At 64.1% G+C, this 18,837-nt stretch carries 8 protein-coding genes; all 8 read left to right on the forward strand.

Annotated elements, in window-relative coordinates:
* Positions 1-24 precede the first annotated feature (24 nt).
* The 8 genes from hutI to X760_RS44450 all read left to right on the forward strand — a co-directional run bounded on the left by hutI (position 25) and on the right by X760_RS44450 (position 18,623).
* Positions 25-1,260, forward strand: a complete 1,236-nt coding sequence (gene hutI / locus X760_RS44415) for an imidazolonepropionase (protein ID WP_023717204.1) — start codon at positions 25-27, stop codon at positions 1,258-1,260.
* On the forward strand, positions 1,257-2,792 hold the full coding sequence (hutH, locus tag X760_RS44420; RefSeq protein ID WP_023717205.1) for a histidine ammonia-lyase: 1,536 nt from the start codon (positions 1,257-1,259) through the stop codon (positions 2,790-2,792). Before hutI ends, hutH begins: the two co-directional genes overlap by 4 nt.
* Positions 2,793-3,282: 490 nt before the next feature.
* Positions 3,283-4,092 carry an N-formylglutamate deformylase gene (gene hutG / locus X760_RS44425; protein ID WP_023717206.1) on the forward strand — a complete coding sequence of 270 codons (810 nt, stop codon included), beginning with the start codon at positions 3,283-3,285 and terminating at the stop codon, positions 4,090-4,092.
* Between the two features lie 32 nt (positions 4,093-4,124).
* Complete coding sequence (gene hutU / locus X760_RS44430; protein WP_023717207.1) at positions 4,125-5,795, forward strand: urocanate hydratase; 1,671 nt, start codon at positions 4,125-4,127, stop codon at positions 5,793-5,795.
* A gap of 8 nt (positions 5,796-5,803) precedes the next feature.
* Complete coding sequence (locus tag X760_RS44435; RefSeq protein WP_023717208.1) at positions 5,804-6,391, forward strand: HutD family protein; 588 nt, start codon at positions 5,804-5,806, stop codon at positions 6,389-6,391.
* 268 nt (positions 6,392-6,659) lie between these two features.
* A complete protein-coding gene (locus tag X760_RS44440; RefSeq protein WP_023717210.1) occupies positions 6,660-15,230 on the forward strand; it encodes a glucoamylase family protein in 8,571 nt (2,856 codons plus the stop codon).
* Positions 15,231-15,594: 364 nt separating this feature from the next.
* Positions 15,595-17,364 (forward strand): glucan ABC transporter ATP-binding protein/ permease, encoded by a 1,770-nt coding sequence (locus tag X760_RS44445; RefSeq protein ID WP_023717211.1) that lies wholly within the window; start codon positions 15,595-15,597, stop codon positions 17,362-17,364.
* Positions 17,365-17,960: 596 nt separating this feature from the next.
* A complete protein-coding gene (locus X760_RS44450) occupies positions 17,961-18,623 on the forward strand; it encodes a glutathione S-transferase family protein (protein WP_023717212.1) in 663 nt (220 codons plus the stop codon).
* The last annotated feature ends 214 nt before the right edge of the window (positions 18,624-18,837 follow it).

An 18,837-nucleotide genomic window follows, 5' to 3' on the forward strand; every position in this document is an offset into this window, starting at 1 on the left:
CTCCCGATTGAAATGGAAAAGATGATGGCTGGAGAGAGCAAAAGCCGGGCAGGGGAGGTTCGCCTCTGGCGCAATGCGCGCCTCGCGACCATGGCCGAAAGCAGCGCCGGGTTAGGCGTCGTCGAGCACGGTGCAATCGCCGTGCGCAACGGCCGGATCCTCTATGGCGGGCCGGAAGCCGACATGCCGGCAGCACTCCGCGAGGGCGCCGAGGCGACCGACTGCGAAGGCCGCTGGATCACGCCTGGCCTGATCGACTGCCACACCCATCTGGTCCATGTCGGCAACCGTGCCAATGAATTCGAGATGCGGCTGGCCGGCGCCACCTATGAGGAGGTCGCCAAGGCCGGCGGCGGCATCGTTTCCTCGGTCAAGGCACTGCGCGCTGCGAGCGAGGACGAGCTGGTCGCCCAGTCGCTGCCACGCCTCGACGCGCTGATCGCCGAAGGCGTCGCCACCGTCGAGATCAAATCCGGCTACGGTCTCGACCTCGAAAACGAGAAGAAGTCGCTGCGCGCCGCGCGACGGCTGGGCGGTGAGCGGCCGGTGACGGTCAGAACCACTTTCCTCGGCGCTCATGCGCTGCCGCCCGAAGCAAAAGGTGACAAGGACGCCTTTATCGATCTTGTCGCCAACGAGATTTTGCCGGCCGTCGCGGCCGAGGGCCTGGCCGATGCCGTCGACGGCTTTTGCGAAGGCATCGCCTTTTGGCCGGAGCAGATTTCTCGCGTGTTCGATGCGGCCAAGGCGGCGGGCCTGCCGGTCAAGCTTCATGCGGACCAGCTGTCCAATCTGCACGGCGCGGAACTTGCGGCGCGCTATGGTGCGCTATCGGCCGACCACCTCGAATACGCCGACGAGGCAGGTGCGGTGGCAATGGCGAAGGCAGGAACCGTGGCGACCATCTTGCCCGGCGCCTACTACTTTATCCGCGAGACCAAGAAGCCGCCGATCGCCCTGTTTCGCCAGCATGGCGTCAGGATGGCCGTTGCCACCGATAACAATCCGGGCACCTCGCCGCTGACCTCGCTGCTGCTGACCATGAACATGGCGGCGACATTGTTCGGCCTGACCGTCGATGAATGCCTTGCCGGCGTTACGCGCGAGGCTGCCCGCGCGCTCGGGCTGCTTGGACAGACCGGCACGCTGGAAGCCGGAAAATCCGCCGATCTGGCGATCTGGGACGTCGAGCGCCCGGCCGAACTCGTCTACCGCATGGGCTTCAATCCGCTGCATGCCCGCATCTGGAGGGGACAATGACCGAACTCAAGCTAAGGCCAGGCAATGCCACGCTGGCCGATTGGCGCGCCATCTATCGCGGCGCCGCACTGAGGCTCGACGATGCCTGCCGGCCGAAGATCAAGGCCAGCGCCGAGGCCGTCGCCAGGATCGTTGCCAAGGGCGAGCCGGTCTATGGCATCAACACCGGCTTCGGCAAGCTGGCCAGCGTGCGCATCCCCGCCGCCGACCTCGAGACGCTGCAGCGAAACGTCGTGCTGTCACATGCCGCCGGCGTCGGCGAGCCGATGCCGGTGGCAATTTGCCGGCTGATGATGGCGCTGAAGCTGGCCAGCCTGGCCCAGGGCGCCTCCGGCGTGCGGCCGCAGACGATCGAGCTGCTCGAGGCGATGCTGGCCAACGACGTTATTCCCGTGGTGCCGGCGCAAGGCTCGGTTGGAGCTTCCGGCGACCTCGCGCCGCTGTCGCACATGACCGCGGTGATGATCGGCGTCGGCGAATGTTTTACCCCGCATGGTCGCTTTCCCGCCAAGGTCGCCTTCGTTTCGCACGGCCTGGAGCCGGTGACATTGGGCGCCAAGGAAGGCCTGGCGCTGCTCAACGGCACCCAGTTTTCGACCGCCTATACGCTGGCAGCTTTGTTCGAGGCGGAAGTGCTCTACCAGTCGGCACTGGTCGCCGGCGCGCTGTCGACCGATGCCGCCAAGGGCTCCGACGCGCCCTTCGATCCACGCATCCATCTGCTCAGGAAACATCGCGGCCAGATCGAGACGGCCGAGGCGTTGCGCAATTTGATGGCCGGCAGCGCCATCCGTGAATCGCACCGCGTCGGCGACGAGCGCGTGCAGGACCCATACTGCCTGCGCTGCCAGCCGCAGGTGATGGGCGCAGCACTCAGCGTGCTGCGTCAGGCCGCCGATACGCTCGGCACCGAGGCCAATGGCGTCACCGACAATCCGCTGATCTTTGCCGAGGACGACACAGCGCTTTCTGGCGGAAATTTCCACGCCGAGCCGGTGGCCTTCGCCGCCGACATGATCGCGCTCGCCGTCTGCGAGATCGGCTCGCTGTCGGAACGCCGCATCGCCATGCTGGTCGACCCAGCGCTGTCGGGCATGCCGGCCTTTCTGACGCCCAAGCCGGGTCTGAATTCCGGTTTCATGATCCCGCAAGTGACAGCCGCGGCGCTCGTCTCGGAAAACAAACAAAAGGCCTATCCGGCCAGCGTCGATTCGATCCCGACCTCGGCCAACCAGGAAGACCATGTCTCGATGGCGGCGCACGGCGCGCGCCGGCTCATCGGCATGGTCGAGAACGCGACGGCCGTCATCGGCATCGAATTGCTGGCCGCCGCGCAAGGCTGCGATTTCCATGCCCCGCTGGCCTCGAGCACGGCGCTGGAGGCGGTGCGCCGGCTGGTCAGGGCAGAGGTGCCGCATCTCGACAACGACCGGCACTTCCATCCCGACATGGAGAAGGCCATCGCCTTGGTACGCAGCGGCGCGGCGGTGGAAGCGGCAAGCGCGGTAAAGCTGCCGGGAGTGACGTCGTGAGACTGTACGCCGCCACAGCTCGGACGTTGGCGAAACCCTCGACGCCAGCTGATCTCCCCCCAAGTGGGGGAGATGCCCGGCAGGGCAGAGGAGGGCGCTGTCCCGCCAACCTCAGCCCGGCAACACCGAAACTTTCAAAGCCAGAAACAAAAAACCCGCCTCAAGGGCGGGTCGCCGGTGACAATCATCACCATACCCATATTAGTGGCATAGCTGCCGGCACAAAGCAAGAACAAAATACGTTGCGAGCGATAAAAACCGAGGTCGATGTTGACGGACAATTGCAAGGTCGCGTTCTGCCGCGCCCCCCTCTGTCCTGCCGGGCATCTCCCCCACGAGTGGGGAGATTGGCCGTTACACTGGCTTTCGCCAATCTCCAACGTTGCAGGACTGAGCGAGGCGCCGCAGCTGCCAATCTCCCCCCTTGTGGGGGAGATGCCCGGCAGGGCAGAGGGGGGCGCCGTAGAGCTCCAACGCGCGGAGACTTCTCATGACTTGGCTCACCGTCACCCGAGGCACGGCACCCCTGCTGGTTTCGATCCCGCATACCGGTATCGATCTGGCCGGCCTCGACAACCGACTTATCTCGCTCTGGCTCGGCCGCCGTGACGCCGACTGGTGGATCGACAAGCTTTATGATTTCGCCGAGAGCCTTGGCGCGACGGTGGTGCATACGGCGATCTCGCGCACCGTCATCGACGTCAACCGCGATCCGTCTGGCGTTTCGCTCTATCCCGGCCAGACGACGACTGGGCTCTGCCCGACCGAGACCTTCGACGGCGATCCGCTCTACCGCGAAGGCGAGGAGCCGGGGCCGTCTGAGATCGACGAACGCCGCGAAAAATTCTTCGTGCCCTATCATGCCGCGTTGCAGGCCGAGATCGACAGGCTGCGCGCTTTGCACGGGAAGATCGTCGTCTATGACTGCCACTCGATCCGTTCGGTGCTGCCGCGCCTGTTCGAAGGCAAATTGCCGCTCTTCAATCTCGGCACCAATGACGGCAAGAGCGCCGATCTGGCGGTGCAGGAGAAAGTCACGCAGATTGTCGCCGAAACCGGCGAGAGCTTCGTCGTCAACGGCCGCTTCAAGGGCGGCTGGATCACGCGTCATTTCGGCCAGCCGCAAGCCGGCGTCCACGCGCTGCAGATGGAGCTCTCCAACCGTGGCTATCTGCGCGAGCCCGAAGGCAAGGGCGAACCGGATAACTGGCCGGTGCCTTACGACGCCGAATTCGCAGCGCCGATCCGCGTCACGCTGAGAAAGATCCTGGAAACGGCGATCGCCTGGGCTGAACGCTGACGCACGGCGCACCTCACTCGAAAGGGACAATCATGACCGATCCTCGCCACAATATCCGTGAAGTGCGCAGCCCGCGCGGCAGCGAGCTCAACGCCCGCACCTGGCTGACGGAAGCGCCGTTGCGCATGCTGATGAACAATCTCGATCCGGACGTCGCCGAAAATCCCAACGAACTGGTCGTCTATGGCGGCATCGGCCGGGCGGCGCGCACCTGGAACGATTTCGACCGCATCGTTGCCTCGCTGAAGACGCTTGCCGACGACGAGACGCTGCTGGTGCAATCCGGCAAGCCGGTCGGCGTGTTCCGCACCCATCCTGATGCGCCGCGCGTGCTGATCGCCAATTCGAATCTCGTGCCGCACTGGGCGACATGGGAGAAGTTCAACGAGCTCGATAGAAAAGGCCTTATGATGTACGGCCAGATGACGGCCGGCTCATGGATCTACATCGGCACGCAAGGCATCGTGCAGGGCACCTACGAGACCTTCGTCGAGGCAGGCCGTCAGCACTATGGCGGCAATCTCAAAGGCAAATGGATCCTGACCGGCGGCCTCGGCGGCATGGGTGGTGCCCAGCCGCTCGCAGCAGTCATGGCCGGCGCCTGCTGCCTGGCGGTCGAATGCGATCCCGACCGCATCGATTTCCGGCTGCGCACCCGTTATGTCGACGAGCGCGCCGACACGCTCGACGAGGCTCTGGAGAAGATCGAGCGCTGGACCAAAGCCGGTGAGGCGAAATCGGTCGGCCTGGTCGGCAACACCGCCGACATCGTGCCGGAACTGGTGCGGCGCGGCGTACGCCCCGACATCGTCACCGACCAGACCTCGGCGCATGACCCGCTCAACGGCTATCTGCCCAAGGGCTGGTCGCTGGCCGAATGGCGCGAGAAGCGCACCAGCGACCCGAAGGCGGTCGAAAAGGCTGCCCGCGCGTCGATGCGCGAGCATGTCGAGGCGATGGTGGCGTTCTGGAACGCCGGCGTGCCGACGCTCGACTACGGCAACAACATCCGCCAGGTGGCGAAGGAGGAGGGATTTGAGAATGCCTTTGCCTTCCCGGGTTTCGTGCCGGCTTATATCCGTCCGCTGTTTTGCCGCGGCATCGGCCCGTTCCGCTGGGCAGCACTTTCCGGCGATCCCGAGGATATCTACAGAACCGACGCCAAGGTGCGCGAGCTGACTCCTGGTAACACCCATCTGCACAACTGGCTCGACATGGCGCGTGAGCGCATCGCCTTCCAAGGGTTGCCGGCCCGCATCTGCTGGGTTGGCCTTGGCGACCGCCACCGGCTCGGCCTCGCCTTCAACGAGATGGTCGCCAGCGGCGAACTGAAGGCACCGGTGGTCATCGGCCGCGACCACCTCGATTCCGGCTCGGTCGCCTCGCCGAACCGCGAGACGGAGGCGATGAAGGACGGCTCCGATGCCGTCTCCGACTGGCCGCTGCTCAACGCCTTGCTCAACACCGCGTCCGGTGCCACCTGGGTGTCGCTGCACCATGGCGGCGGCGTCGGCATGGGCTTTTCGCAGCATGCCGGCATGGTTATCGTCGCCGACGGCACGCGTGAGGCGGCCAAGCGCCTTGAGCGGGTTCTGTGGAACGATCCGGCGACGGGCGTCATGCGTCACGCCGACGCCGGCTACGACATCGCGATCGAGTGCGCCAGGGAGAACCAGCTCAACCTGCCCGGCATATTGGGCTGAGCCGCGCCTTGCGCATCCTTCGGGCCTCGGAATACCGGTCGATGCCGTGGAAGAACGGCGGCGGCGTGACGACGGAGATTGCCGTCTCGCCGGCAGGTGCTGGGCTCGACGATTTCGACTGGCGCGTCTCGATGGCGCTGGTCGAGGGCGGCGGCCCGTTTTCCGGCTTTCCCGGCGTCGACCGGACTTTGGCCTTGCTGGAAGGCGAGGGCATGGTCCTCGATATCGCCGGCCGGCCGCCGGTCGAAATCACCAAGGCTTCCGCACCGCTTGCCTTTCCGGCCGACGTGCCAACGCAAGCGACGCTGATCGCCGGTCCGATCACCGACCTCAACGTCATGACCCGCCGGACCCGGGCGATCCACCAGATCGAGCGCCTGTTGATTTCGGCTCCGACGAAAATCCGGTTTGGAGCCGATGAAACACTCATCCTGTCCCTCGACGGCGAGCTTAGGGTGGCCGGCGCCGCGCCCGTGCAACTGGGGCCGCTCGATGCGCTGTTGCTCGGGCCGCAAGCGCCGGAACTGCGCCTTGATCCCGTCCGGCCGGCGATGCTGTTCGTGATCCGCATCGATCGCATTGCCGGCAACGATTAACGCCTGTTTCCAAACATGATCGAGACGCCGGTCAAATATTGCGTAAGCTGGTCCCTGCATCACGAAAAAGCCTGAATCTTCCGCCGATCAGAAGCCGAAACGATGCTCGGAGGCGCTCGCCTGGAAGTTGTCGAAAGACGACACCTTGTCGTGGTGCGGAAACAAACATTCGGCCAAGTGTTGCGATGCAACCAATTGCATTTGGACCGGTTTTAGGGACATTGCCGTGGCGGTGACGCCGCACTGCGTCCCCAACACGGAACCTTAGATGAATATCCAGACCAATCTCGCACAGATCGAAAAGACGAGCGCCAGCTTCCCGGCTGTCACCGACGAGCCGATACGCTCCCATTTCCTGACGGAAGATCGGCTGCGCGCGTTGGGCGCAGCCCTTGCCAATGGCGATGCCAAGGATTTGTTCGGGCTGACGCCTTTCGATTTTCAGGCGCGCATCCGCGACAGCGCCAGGAAGATTCTCGATGTCTACCGTTCCACCAACGCTGCCCAGGCGAGGGGCGAAACGATCACGCCCGCGGCACAGTGGCTGCTCGACAACAACTACCTGGTCGAGGAGACCATTTTCCAGGTCAAGCGCGACCTGCCGCGCCGCTTCTATCGCCAGTTGCCGACGCTGAAACTGTCCGACGGATCCAGCGTGCCGCGCGCGTTGGCGGTCGCATGGACCTATGTCGCGCATTCCGACAGTTCCGTCTCGTCGGCCATGTTCAAGGCGATCGTCGAAGGCTTCCAGTCCGTCGAGCCGCTGAAGATCGGCGAACTATGGGCGCTGCCGTCGCTGCTGCGCTTTGTCCTGATCGAGAATCTTCGCCGGATCGCGGTGCGCGTCAATCGCACGCGGGAGTTGCGCCAGATCGCCAACGAGGTCGCCGACCGTGTGCTGGCGACGGACGACAGCGCCGACCGGCAGACGATACTTTCCGGCTACAGCGCCCATGCGCAGGACACCACCTTCGCAACCCAGTTGCTCTACCGGCTGCGCGACGGCTCGCAAAATGCCGGCAGGGCGCTGGAATGGCTGGAGGGCGAGCTGGAAAGGACGGGCTCCGACGCCGAGGAAATCATCCTCAGCGAGCACCGCACGCTGTCCAGCGGCAATGTGACCACCGGCAACATCATCCGCGGCCTGCGCCTCATCAATGACATCGACTGGACGGTGTGGTTCGAGGGCGTCAGCCGCATCGACACTTTGCTGCGCGAGCGCACCGATTTCGCGGCGCTCGATTTCTTTTCGCGCGACCAATACCGGACTGCGATCGAGGAGCTGGCACGCCGTTCCGATCTTTCCGAATTTCGCGTTGCCGAACGGGCGATTGAACTCGCCGGCCATGCTGCCGATGCGCCGGGCTCCGAAACCGGTCCGATCGCTCACACCGACGTCGGCTTCTTTCTGGTCGGTCCGCGCCGGATGGAACTGGAGCGGTCGATCGGCTACCGGCCTACCATCGGCAAGACGATCAACCGGACGTTCCGCAAGACCGGATGGCTGGGCATCGTCGTGCCGGTGTTTGCGCTGACGGTCCTGCTTCTGGTCGTCTCCGGCAATGCGCTCGCCAATCTCGGCCTGTCAGTGCCGTCGATCGTCCTGATGCTGGCCCTGTTCGCGGTGCCGGCCAGCGAAGGCGCGCTCGCATTCTTCAACACCGTCGTCTCGCTGTTTTTGAAGCCGACGCGTCTCATCGGCTATGATTTCAGGCATGGTGTACCGCCCGAGGCACGGACGCTGGTGGTGGTGCCGTCGCTGATCGGCTCGCGCGACGACGTTGAGGAGAACATCCGCAACATCGAAGTGCATCACCTCGCCAACACGGCGGGCGAGATCCATTTCGCGCTGCTTTCCGACTGGCCGGACTCGAAGACCGAGATCGATACGGCGGATGTCGAAATCCTCGAATTCGCCCGCGCCGAAATCGCCCGACTGAACGCCCGCTATCCCTCGGATGGCGCGCCGCGCTTTTATCTGCTGCATCGGCGCCGGCTCTACAACGCCTCGCAAGGCGTCTGGATGGGCTGGGAGCGCAAGCGCGGCAAGCTGCACGAATTGAACCTCTTGCTGCGCGGCGACAGCGACACCACCTTCCTGCCGTTGGAAGTGCCCTTGCCGGAGAGCGTCGTCCACGTCATGACGCTGGACGCCGACACCCGCACAACCCGCGACGCCGTCGCTGCGCTGGCCGGCAAGCTTTGCCACCCGCTCAACCGTCCGCATTTCGACGCGGCCCGGCGCGAGGTCACGGCCGGCTATTCCATCCTGCAGCCGCGCATCACCGCGTCGCTGACCAGCGGCGACGAGGCGTCGTTCTTCCAGCGTGTCTTTTCCGCCAATCGCGGGCTCGATCCGTACGTCTTTGCCGTGTCGGACCTCTACCAGGACATCTTCGGCGACGGTTCCTTCACCGGCAAGGGTCTCTACCATGTCGATGCCTTCGAGGCGGCGCTGAAGGGCCGTATCGAGGAAAACACCATCCTCAGCCACGACCTGCTCGAAGGCGCGCTGGCGCGATCGGCCTTGGTCACTGACGTCGAACTGGTCGAGGACTATCCGACCCGCTATTCGGTCGACGCATCGCGCCACCATCGCTGGGCACGCGGCGACTGGCAGCTTCTGGGCTTCATCCTCGGCCCGCGCTCAAACGTGCCGGCGCTGTCGCGTTGGAAGATGGTGGACAATCTGCGCCGCTCGGTGACGCCGATCTTCTGGGTGATGGCCGCGATCGCCGGCTGGACGCTGCTGCCATTCACGCAGGCGGCGCAATGGCAGGCGCTGCTGATCCTCACGCTGTTCATGGCGCCCACTTTCGACATCGTCAACGCCATCCTGCCGAAGAGCGGCGACCAGACGCCGCGCGGCCATTTCTCGGCACTGGCGCGCGACGTTGCCTTCGGTACCGCCCTGGTGGCGCTGAAGATCGTGCTGATGGCGCATCTTGCCTGGATGATGGGCGACGCGATCATCCGCACGCTCTACCGCCTGTTCGTCAGCCGCCAGAACCTGCTCGAATGGCGCACCGCCTCGCAGGCACACAAGGGCGGCGACAACGATCTCGGCTCCTATTACAGCATCATGTACGGCGCGGTGATCATCGGCGTCGTCGGCCTCGCTGTGCCGGTGCTGGCCGATTCCACCGGCGCCTTCGTCGCCTTCTTCTTTGCCTTGTTCTGGATCGGCTCGCCCGCCATCGCCTGCTGGATCAGCCGTTCGGCCGAAACCGAGGATCGCCTGCGCATATCGGCCGCCGATATCCACGCGCTGCGCACCGTGGCGCGGCGAACGTGGCACTATTTCGAGACCTTCGTGACGGCCGAGCATCACCATCTGCCGCCGGACAATTTCCAGGAAAGCCCGGCCCCCGTGGTGGCGCCCCGCACCTCGCCGACCAATATCGGCGTCTACCTGCTGTCCGTGATTTCGGCACGCGATTTCGGCTGGATCAGCCTCTCCGACGCCGTCAACCGCATCGACGCGACCATGTCGACCATCGAGAGCATGCCGCGCGATCGCGGCCATCTCTTCAACTGGTACGACACCACGACGTTGAAGCCGCTCTATCCGCTGTACATTTCTGCCGTCGACAGCGGCAATCTCGCCGGCCATCTGGTGGCCGTGGCCGCTGCCTGCGCCGAATGGGCGGAAGCGCCGTCGGTGCATGTGCAGGGCGACTTCGAAGGCATCCTCGACACCGTCACCATCCTCGACGAAAGCCTTGAGGAGTTGCCCGACGACCGCCGTCAATTGCGGCCCTTGCGCCAGCGGCTCGCCGACCGTCTCGACGGCATGCGGCGGGCGGTGGAATTGATCAAGGCGCAGCCGGAGATGGCGTCGATCCGCACTATCAACCTGGCCGTCCTGGCCGGCGAGATACGCAAGCTCGCGACAGCCATCCACACCGAGGCCGCATCGACCCAGAGCGACACCATCGCCGATTGGGCGGCCAGGCTCGAAGCCACCTGCGAGGCGCATGTCCACGACGCGCACAGCGACGAAAACGCCGTCGCGGCATTGCGGGCTAAGCTTCTGACCTTGCGCGAGCGCACGCGCCGTTTCGCCTTCGAGATGGATTTCTCGTTCCTGATGCGGCCCGAACGCAAGCTCTTGTCGATCGGTTACCGGGTCGAAGAGCATCAGCTCGACGAAAGCTGCTACGACCTTTTGGCCTCCGAAGCGCGGCTGACCAGCCTGTTCGCCATCGCCAAGGGCGATTTGCCGACCGAGCACTGGTTCCGGCTCGGCCGGCCGATCGTCGAGATCGGCTTCCAGGGCGCGCTGATGTCCTGGTCCGGCTCGATGTTCGAGTATCTGATGCCGCCGCTGGTGATGAAGGAGCCGCAAGGCAGCATTCTCAACCAGACCAGCAAGCTCATCATCAAGCGCCAGATCCAGTATGGCCGGTCGAAGAACGTTCCCTGGGGGATTTCGGAAGCGGCCTACAACGCCCGCGACCGCGAACTGACCTATCAGTACACCAATTTCGGCGTGCCCGGGCTCGGGCTGAAGCGCGGCCTTGGCCAAAACACGGTGATCGCGCCCTACGCGACCGTGCTGGCAGCGCAGTTCACGCCGCATGAATCCGTGCAGAACCTGGCCAGGCTGAGGCGGCTGGGCGCACTTGGCCGGCATGGCTTTTACGACGCGGTGGATTTCACGCCGCAGCGCGTCCCCGAGGGCACCGACCATGCCGTCGTGCTGAACTACATGGCCCACCACTCGGGCATGTCGATCGCCGCCGTTGCTGATGCGATCTTCGAGGGGCGCCTGCGCGACCGCTTCCACAGCGATCCGGTGATCGAATCTGCGGAATTGCTCTTGCAGGAAAGGGCGCCGCGCGACATCCCGACGGCGACCGTCAGGACCGAGGCCGACGAGCGCTCGAAGGACGAGACCGAACTCGAGAGCCCGGATACGCGTATCGTGCTCGATCCGCTCAGGGCGCTGCGCTCGACCAGTGTCATGTCCAACGGCCGCTACTCGGTCATGGCCACCGCCACCGGCTCGGGCTACAGCCGCTGGGGCGAACTTGCCGTCACGCGCTGGCAGCCGGATCCGACCGAGGACCGCCTTGGTTCCTACATTTTCCTGCGCGACGCCAGCAATGGCGACTGGTGGTCGGCCACCGCCGAGCCGAAGCGCGCCGCCGACGAGCGTGTGCAGACGCTGTTTTCCGACGACAAGGCGAGCTTCGTCAAATCGATTGGGTCGCTGCGTTCGGAGGTCGAGTGCATCGTCATCTCGGAAGGCAATGGCGAGGGCCGGCGGGTAACGCTCTACAATGACGGCGCCGCCGACCGGCACATCGAAGTGACTTCGTATGCCGAACTGGTGCTGGGCTCCGAGCCCTCGGACAATGCGCATCCGGCCTTTTCGAAGATGTTCGTGGAAACCGAGATCGCGCCGAACAACGGCGCGATCTTCGCCACCAGGCGCAAGCGCGAAAAGGACGAGCCCGATGTCACCATGGTGCATTTCGTCACCGATCCGTCTGGATCGGCGCGTGATGCCGAGGCGGAAACCGACAGGCGCACCTTCATCGGCCGCGGCCGCACCATCACGGACGCGGCTGCCTTTGATCCCGGCGCCAAGCTTGGCGGCCATTCCGGCTTCACCCTGGATCCGATCGCCTCGCTTCGCCGGCAGGTGCGCGTGCCGGCCAACAAGAAGATTTCGCTGACATTCTGGACCGTCGTCGGCGCCGATCGCGCCGAATTGGATGCCGCTATCGCACGGCTCGACCATCCCGAAAGCTTCTCCCGCCAGGCAATGCTCGCCTGGACGCGCTCGCAGGTGCAGACCCGTCACCTCGGCCTCAGCCTGTCCGACGCCGCCAATGTGCAGAAGCTGGCGCGCTACCTGATCTATCCCGATCCGTTCCTGCGCCTGCCCGGCGAATCCATCGCCTCCGGGCTCGGCAGGCAGTCCAGCCTGTGGCCGACCAGCATATCCGGCGATTTTCCGATTTTCCTGGTCAGGATCGCCGATGTCGCCGATCTGGAGATCGTCGCCCAGGCGCTTCGCTTCCAGGAATACATGCGCGCCCGCGGCATGATGATCGATTTTGTTGTCGTCAACGAGCAGGCTTCGTCATACGTGCAGGACTTGCAGCGCGCGGTCGAGACGCTGTGCGAAAACAGCCGGTTGCGCGGCAAGGAGCTCGGACCTCGCCAGCACATCTTCGCGGTGCGCCGCGACCTGATGGAGGAAACGACCTACAGGACCTTGCTCGCCGTCGCCCGGGTGGTGCTGCATACGCGTAACGGCACCATCTTCGACCAGATCGAGCGCGCCGAGGCCGCGGCACTGCAGGCGCGAGACGCCGCCCTCCAGCCGGCAGACCTTGCAGCGCTTCGCGTGCCGTCCTTGCCGGTGCCGACGGCGCAAGCGTTTGCCGCCCAGGCACTGATCGAGGCCCGCGTCGACGGCAGCGGGCTCGACCAATGGAACGGTTTCGGCGGCTTCGACGGCGGCGGACGCCACTACGTCGTGCGTCTTGCCGGCCGGCGCACGACGCCGCAACCGTGGATCAACGTCATCTCCAACCCATCGTTCGGGTTCCACATATCGGCTGAAGGCGCTGCCTTCACCTGGAGCCGCAACAGCCGCGACTATCAGTTGACGCCATGGTCGAACGATCCGGTCACCAACCGGCCGGGCGAGGCTATCTATATCTACGATCATGCCAGTGGCAAAGCGTTCTCGCCGCTGGCTGCCGTGGTGCGTGACCCGACAATGACCTACGAAACCTGGCACGGGCAGGGTTTTTCGACGTTCCGTTCAAAGCGCGGGCCGCTGTCGATGGATCTGACCCATGTCGTCGATCCCGTCGATCCGGTGAAGATATCGCGGCTGCGCATCCAGAATTCGGGTTCGGCGCCGATGCGGCTACGCGTCTACGCCTATGCTGAATGGGTTCTTGGCGGCCATCGTTCGCGCACCGCGGCAAGCATCGTTCCGTCCCGGGATGCCGCGACCGGCGCTCTGCTGGCGCAAAATCCCTATGGGCTCGATTTTGGCGAACGGATCGCCTTTCTGGCCGCCGACGGTGCGGTGCATTCCGTCACCGCCGACCGCGGCGAATTCATCGGCAGGCTGGGCACCAGCGAGCTTCCGCATGCCGTGCTGAGCGGCGCCGGCCTGTCGGGCCGTGTCGAGGCCGGCGACGATCCCTGCGCGGCCATCGCACGCGACATCGACATCGCTGCCGGTGGCGACGTCACGCTGCTCTGGCTGCTCGGCGACGCGGCCTCGCCCGAGGAGGCCAGCGCGCTGGTGCAGACCCATCGCTCCAGGGATTTCGATCAGCGGCTGGCCGACAATGAGCGCACGTGGCGCGGCTTTCTCGACACCATCCAGGTCGAGACGCCGGACAAGGCACTCGACGCCATGGTCAATCACTGGCTGCCCTATCAGAGCCTGGCCTGCCGCATCCGTGCCCGCTCTGCGTTCTATCAGGCAAGCGGTGCCTTCGGCTTCCGCGATCAACTGCAGGACACCTTGGCCTTGCTGGCGCATGACCCCAAGCTGGCGCGTGATCAGATCCTCAATGCGGCGCGGCGGCAATTTCCCGAAGGCGACGTGCAGCATTGGTGGCTGCCGCGCACAGAGGCAGGCGTTCGCACCATGATCTCGGACGACGTGGTCTGGCTGGCCCACGCCACGGCGCGCTACCTGCTGGTGACGGGCGATACCGCGATCCTGAAGGAGCAATTGCCCTTCATCGAGGGGCAGGCGCTGGGCGAAGGCGAGCACGATGCTTTCTTCATCCCGGAAATCTCGAAGAAGACAGCCTCGCTCTATGACCATTGCGCGCGGGCGCTCGATCTTGCCGTCAAGCGCAGCAGCCCAGCCGGGCTGCCGCTGATCCTCGGCGGCGACTGGAACGACGGCATGAACCGCGTCGGCGAGCACGGCAAGGGCGAGAGCGTGTGGCTGGGCTGGTTCCTGCTGAAGACGCTGGGCGACTTTGCCGCTGTCGCCAAGGCGCAGAGCGATGCCAAGCGCGCGCAGGCCTGGACAAAGCACGCCGAGATGCTGAAGCGGGCGCTGGAAAGCACCGCCTGGGATGGCGAGTGGTATCGGCGCGGCAGCTTCGACGACGGCACGCCGCTCGGCTCGCGCAAATCGGACGAGTGCAAGATCGACTCGATCGCCCAGTCCTGGAGCGTGCTTTCGGGCGAGGGCGACCCGGCGCGGTCGACGACGGCAATGGGGCAGGCGCTGAAAACGCTCGTCGACGACGAGCTCAAGATCGTCAAGCTGTTCACCCCGCCGTTCTCGAGGACGGAAAAGGACCCGGGCTACATCAAGAGCTATCCGCCGGGGGTCCGTGAAAACGGCGGCCAATACACGCACGCGGCGACATGGTTCGTCATTGCGCTCGCCGAGATGGGTCGCACCGACGATGCCTACCGTTGCCTTTCGATGCTCAATCCGGTCAACCATGCACTCGATGAAGCCGCGGCAGAGCGCTACCGGGTGGAACCCTACGTCGTCGCGGCCGACGTTTATTCCGGGCAGGACAAGGGCGGCCGCGGCGGCTGGACCTGGTATACCGGTTCGGCGGGCTGGCTTTATCGCGCGGCGGTCGAGAGCATTCTCGGCATCGAGCGTCGCGGACAGCGCATTCAATTCACGCCGAGACTTCCCAGCCATTGGGACGGTTATTCGGCGACCCTGAAGATGCTGGGCGCCGAGATCAAGGTACGCGTCGTCCGCGACAAAAAGGCTCGGGCCATCTCACTTGAAGTGAATGGCACGAAGACCAAATCTTCGTCCTTCGAGCCAAAAGCCGGAGACAACGCCGAGGTGATCGTCAGAATACCGGCCTAGATTCAAGGGCTTGGAGCGTCCCTTGCGCTTCCCCAGGGAACGCACGGGCACTCCAAGTGCCTCTACCGGTTATATTTGCGTTTGACCTTGCTGAATGCCTGCACACGACTTTAGACGTCGTGCCCGGGGTCTTGCTGATTAAAATTGTGGCAGTGCTTTCCAGCTGCCATGATTTTGCCGCAACGCTGACATTTCACCTTTTATCTCAAACTGTTAGACGATCACGGCAAATTTCGAAGCGTCGTCATCTTTTGTTCGCGGAATGGGAACGGAAGAGGTAGACGAGCATTGTTTTGCGACGCGTCAACCGATACGAGTCAAAAAATGACGCACTGCACCATAAATAATTGGCGGAGTAGCTGAAGTGTCACTTCTGCAAATCTACTGGCGAGCCCTTGGTTATCTCGCTGCCGACAGGAAACGCGTTGCGTTTATCTGCGGGGCGAATGTCGCGCTTGCCATTATCGCCATTCTCGAGCCGATCATGTTCGGCCGGGTGATCGATGCCATTTCGGACCGCGGCTCGGTATTCTCGACGCTGGCGATGTGGGCCGGCCTCGGCGCGTTCAACATCATCGCCTTCGTGCTGGTGGCGCGCGGCGCCGACCGCTTTGCCCACCAGCGGCGCAGCGAGGTTCTTTGCCAGTCGTTCGAGCGCGTTATCACCATGCCGCTAGCCTGGCATCATCAGCGCGGCACCTCCAATTCCCTGCACACGCTCCTGCGCGCGGTCGAGACCCTGTTCAGCCTCTGGCTCGAATTCATGCGGCAGCATCTGTCGACCGCGGTCGCGCTGGTTCTGCTGGTGCCCACGGCGCTCAGCATGGATATCCGCATGTCGATGGTGCTGCTGGCGCTTGGCGCGCTCTATGTTGGCATCGGACGGCTGGTGATGCGGCGCACCAAGGAAGGCCAGGCGGCCGTCGAGCGGCATTACCACAAGGTGTTTGCGCATGTGACCGACTCGGTCAGCAACGTCGCTGTCCTGCAGAGCTACAACCGCATCGGCCACGAGACCGAGGCGCTCAAGCGCTACGTCAAGAACCTGCTCGATGCACAGAATCCGGTGCTCGACTGGTGGGCGATGGCCAACGCGCTGCACCGGCTGTCGTCGACGATTTCGATGATGGTGGTGCTCTTGATTGGCGCCTATCTGGTGACGCACGGCCAGTTGCGCATCGGCGACGTCATCGCCTTTACCGGCTTTGCCACGCTGCTGATTGCCCGGCTCGACCAGATGTCGGCTTTCGCCAACCAGATTTCCGAGGCACGCGCCAAGCTCGAGGAATTCTATCATCTCGAGGACTCCGCTTCCGATGCCGCCGAGCCCGACGGGCTGCGCGACCTCGTCAACGTCACGGGTCATGTGCGTTTCGAGAATGTCTGCTTCGAGTTCGGCAATTCCGGGCAGGGCGTCGACGACGCGTCGTTCGAGGTCCAGGCCGGCCAGACCGTCGCCATCGTCGGCCCGACGGGCGCCGGCAAGACGACGCTCATCAACCTCCTGCAGCGCGTCTTCACGCCGTCCGGCGGCCGTATCCTGATCGATGGCATCGACACCCGCACGGTGACCCGCAAGTCGCTGCGCCATTCGATCGCCACCGTGTTCCAGGATGCCGGCCTGCTCAACCGCTCGATCGAGGACAACATCCGCGTCGGCCGTGCGGAGGCGACCTATGACGAGGTCCATGCCGCTGCCAACGCCGCCGCCGCGCAGGATTTCATCCTGTCGAAGAGCGAAGGCTACGACACGGTCGTCGGCGAACGCGGCGGACAGCTGTCCGGTGGCGAGCGCCAGCGCATCGCGATTGCCCGCGCCGTGCTGAAGGACGCGCCCATCCTGGTTCTCGACGAGGCGACCAGCGCGCTCGACGTCGAGACGGAAGACCGCGTCAAGGACGCCATCGACGAATTGCGGCGCGGCCGCACCACCTTCATCATCGCCCACCGCCTGACCACCGTTCGCGATGCCGATCTGGTCGTGTTCATGGACAAGGGCCGGGTGGTCGAGATGGGCGGGTTCACCGAACTGTCGCTGCGCAACGGCCGCTTCGCCAGCCTGCTGCGTGCTGGCGGCCTGCTCAACGACGAGGAGGTTCGCCGCCTCAGCCATCCGGTGAACGAAGCCGCCTGAGTGGCACGGTTCACCTTCTCCCCTTGTTGTGGGAGAAGGTGTCACCGTAGGCGACGGATGAGGTGCGCTCCAGCTCGGCGCACACCTTCATCCAAAATCCAGACTGCGGCGCACCGAGTAGCGCCTTACTCCGTCCAGCATCCCTCATCCGTCTCGGCGCTGCGCGCCAATCCACCTTCTCCCACAGGGGAGAAGGGGAGACCGCGTCACCGCCACGGCTGCAAGCTCTCATCGCGGACCTAGGCGATAATTGTGTCGCAGACGGCGTTCAGATCCCGCAACTCCAGCTTGGCGCAAAATCTTCATCCAAAAATGGAGATGTAAGCGCACTGCAGATCAGGATGTGAACCCGTAAATCGGGATTGACCGGAAGGGCCTCGGTCTGCGTTCAGGGCGCAAGCTCGCAAAAGCGGTCGATGGAACAAGGCAGCCCCTACGCGCAGCCTCGCCGAATTGGCCCATCGCGCTATCACGACCTCTGATCGGAAGCGGCGCCCTGCAATGAAATAGGTCAAGACCGATGTCGATTTCGGGGAGGCTCATTCGTCTCACGATAGGAAGCCGAAGAAATTCGCCCAAGCAAAGAAACGGATGCGATGACAATCACTATTACAGCATTTGAACGATCGCCCGATGGCGGCAAGGGACTGGCGCGCGATACGCGCGTTCGCTGGGCGCTCGAAGAAGTGGGTCAGCCTTATGAGGTTCGTCTTGTTTCCTTCGCAGAGATGAAGGCGCCTGACCATCTGGCAATCCATCCTTTCGGCCAGATCCCCACCTATGAGGAAGGTTCTCTCTCGCTGTTCGAGACCGGCTCGATCGTCTTTCATCTTGCCGAGCAGCATGCGGGCCTGCTGCCGAAGGATCGCGATGCCCGCGCGCGCGCAATCACGTGGATGTTTGCCGCACTTAACACCGTCGAGCCGCCGATCCTGGAATTAACGACGGCAAGAATATTCGAAGGTGACAAGCCTTGGAGCGAGGAGCGCTTGCCGTTGGTGAAGGACCGTGTTCGCGCTCGGCTGGACAAACTCTCGGCTCACTTAGGCGTCGCCGACTGGCTCGATGATGCGTTCAGCGCGGGCGATCTATTGATGGTATCGGTGCTGCTGCGACTAAGAACGTCAGGCATTTTGGACGAATATCAAAACGTGGCTGCCTATGTTGCGCGCGGGGAAGCACGGCCCGCCTATATCCGGGCTTTCGCCTCGCAATTTGCGATCAACGCCCCATCAACCAACAGCCCACAGCAGGTTTGAAGTCTGCCGCCGAGCGTTTGACCAATCCTCGACGCTTCCAGCTTGACCGCTTTTGGCGTCAACTTCGGCGCGATCAAACACCCCGATCGGGTTGTTTACCGACTGGCGGCTTTCATATTGCGATGAGTACTGATTCAGGCTCGACATGAGCCGTCATCCGACTCGGAGCCACGCGCCGATCCACCTTCTCCCACAAAGGGAAGAAGGAGAGACC

The sequence above is a fragment of the Mesorhizobium sp. LSHC420B00 genome, from assembly GCF_000503055.1.
GTDB lineage: Bacteria > Pseudomonadota > Alphaproteobacteria > Rhizobiales > Rhizobiaceae > Mesorhizobium.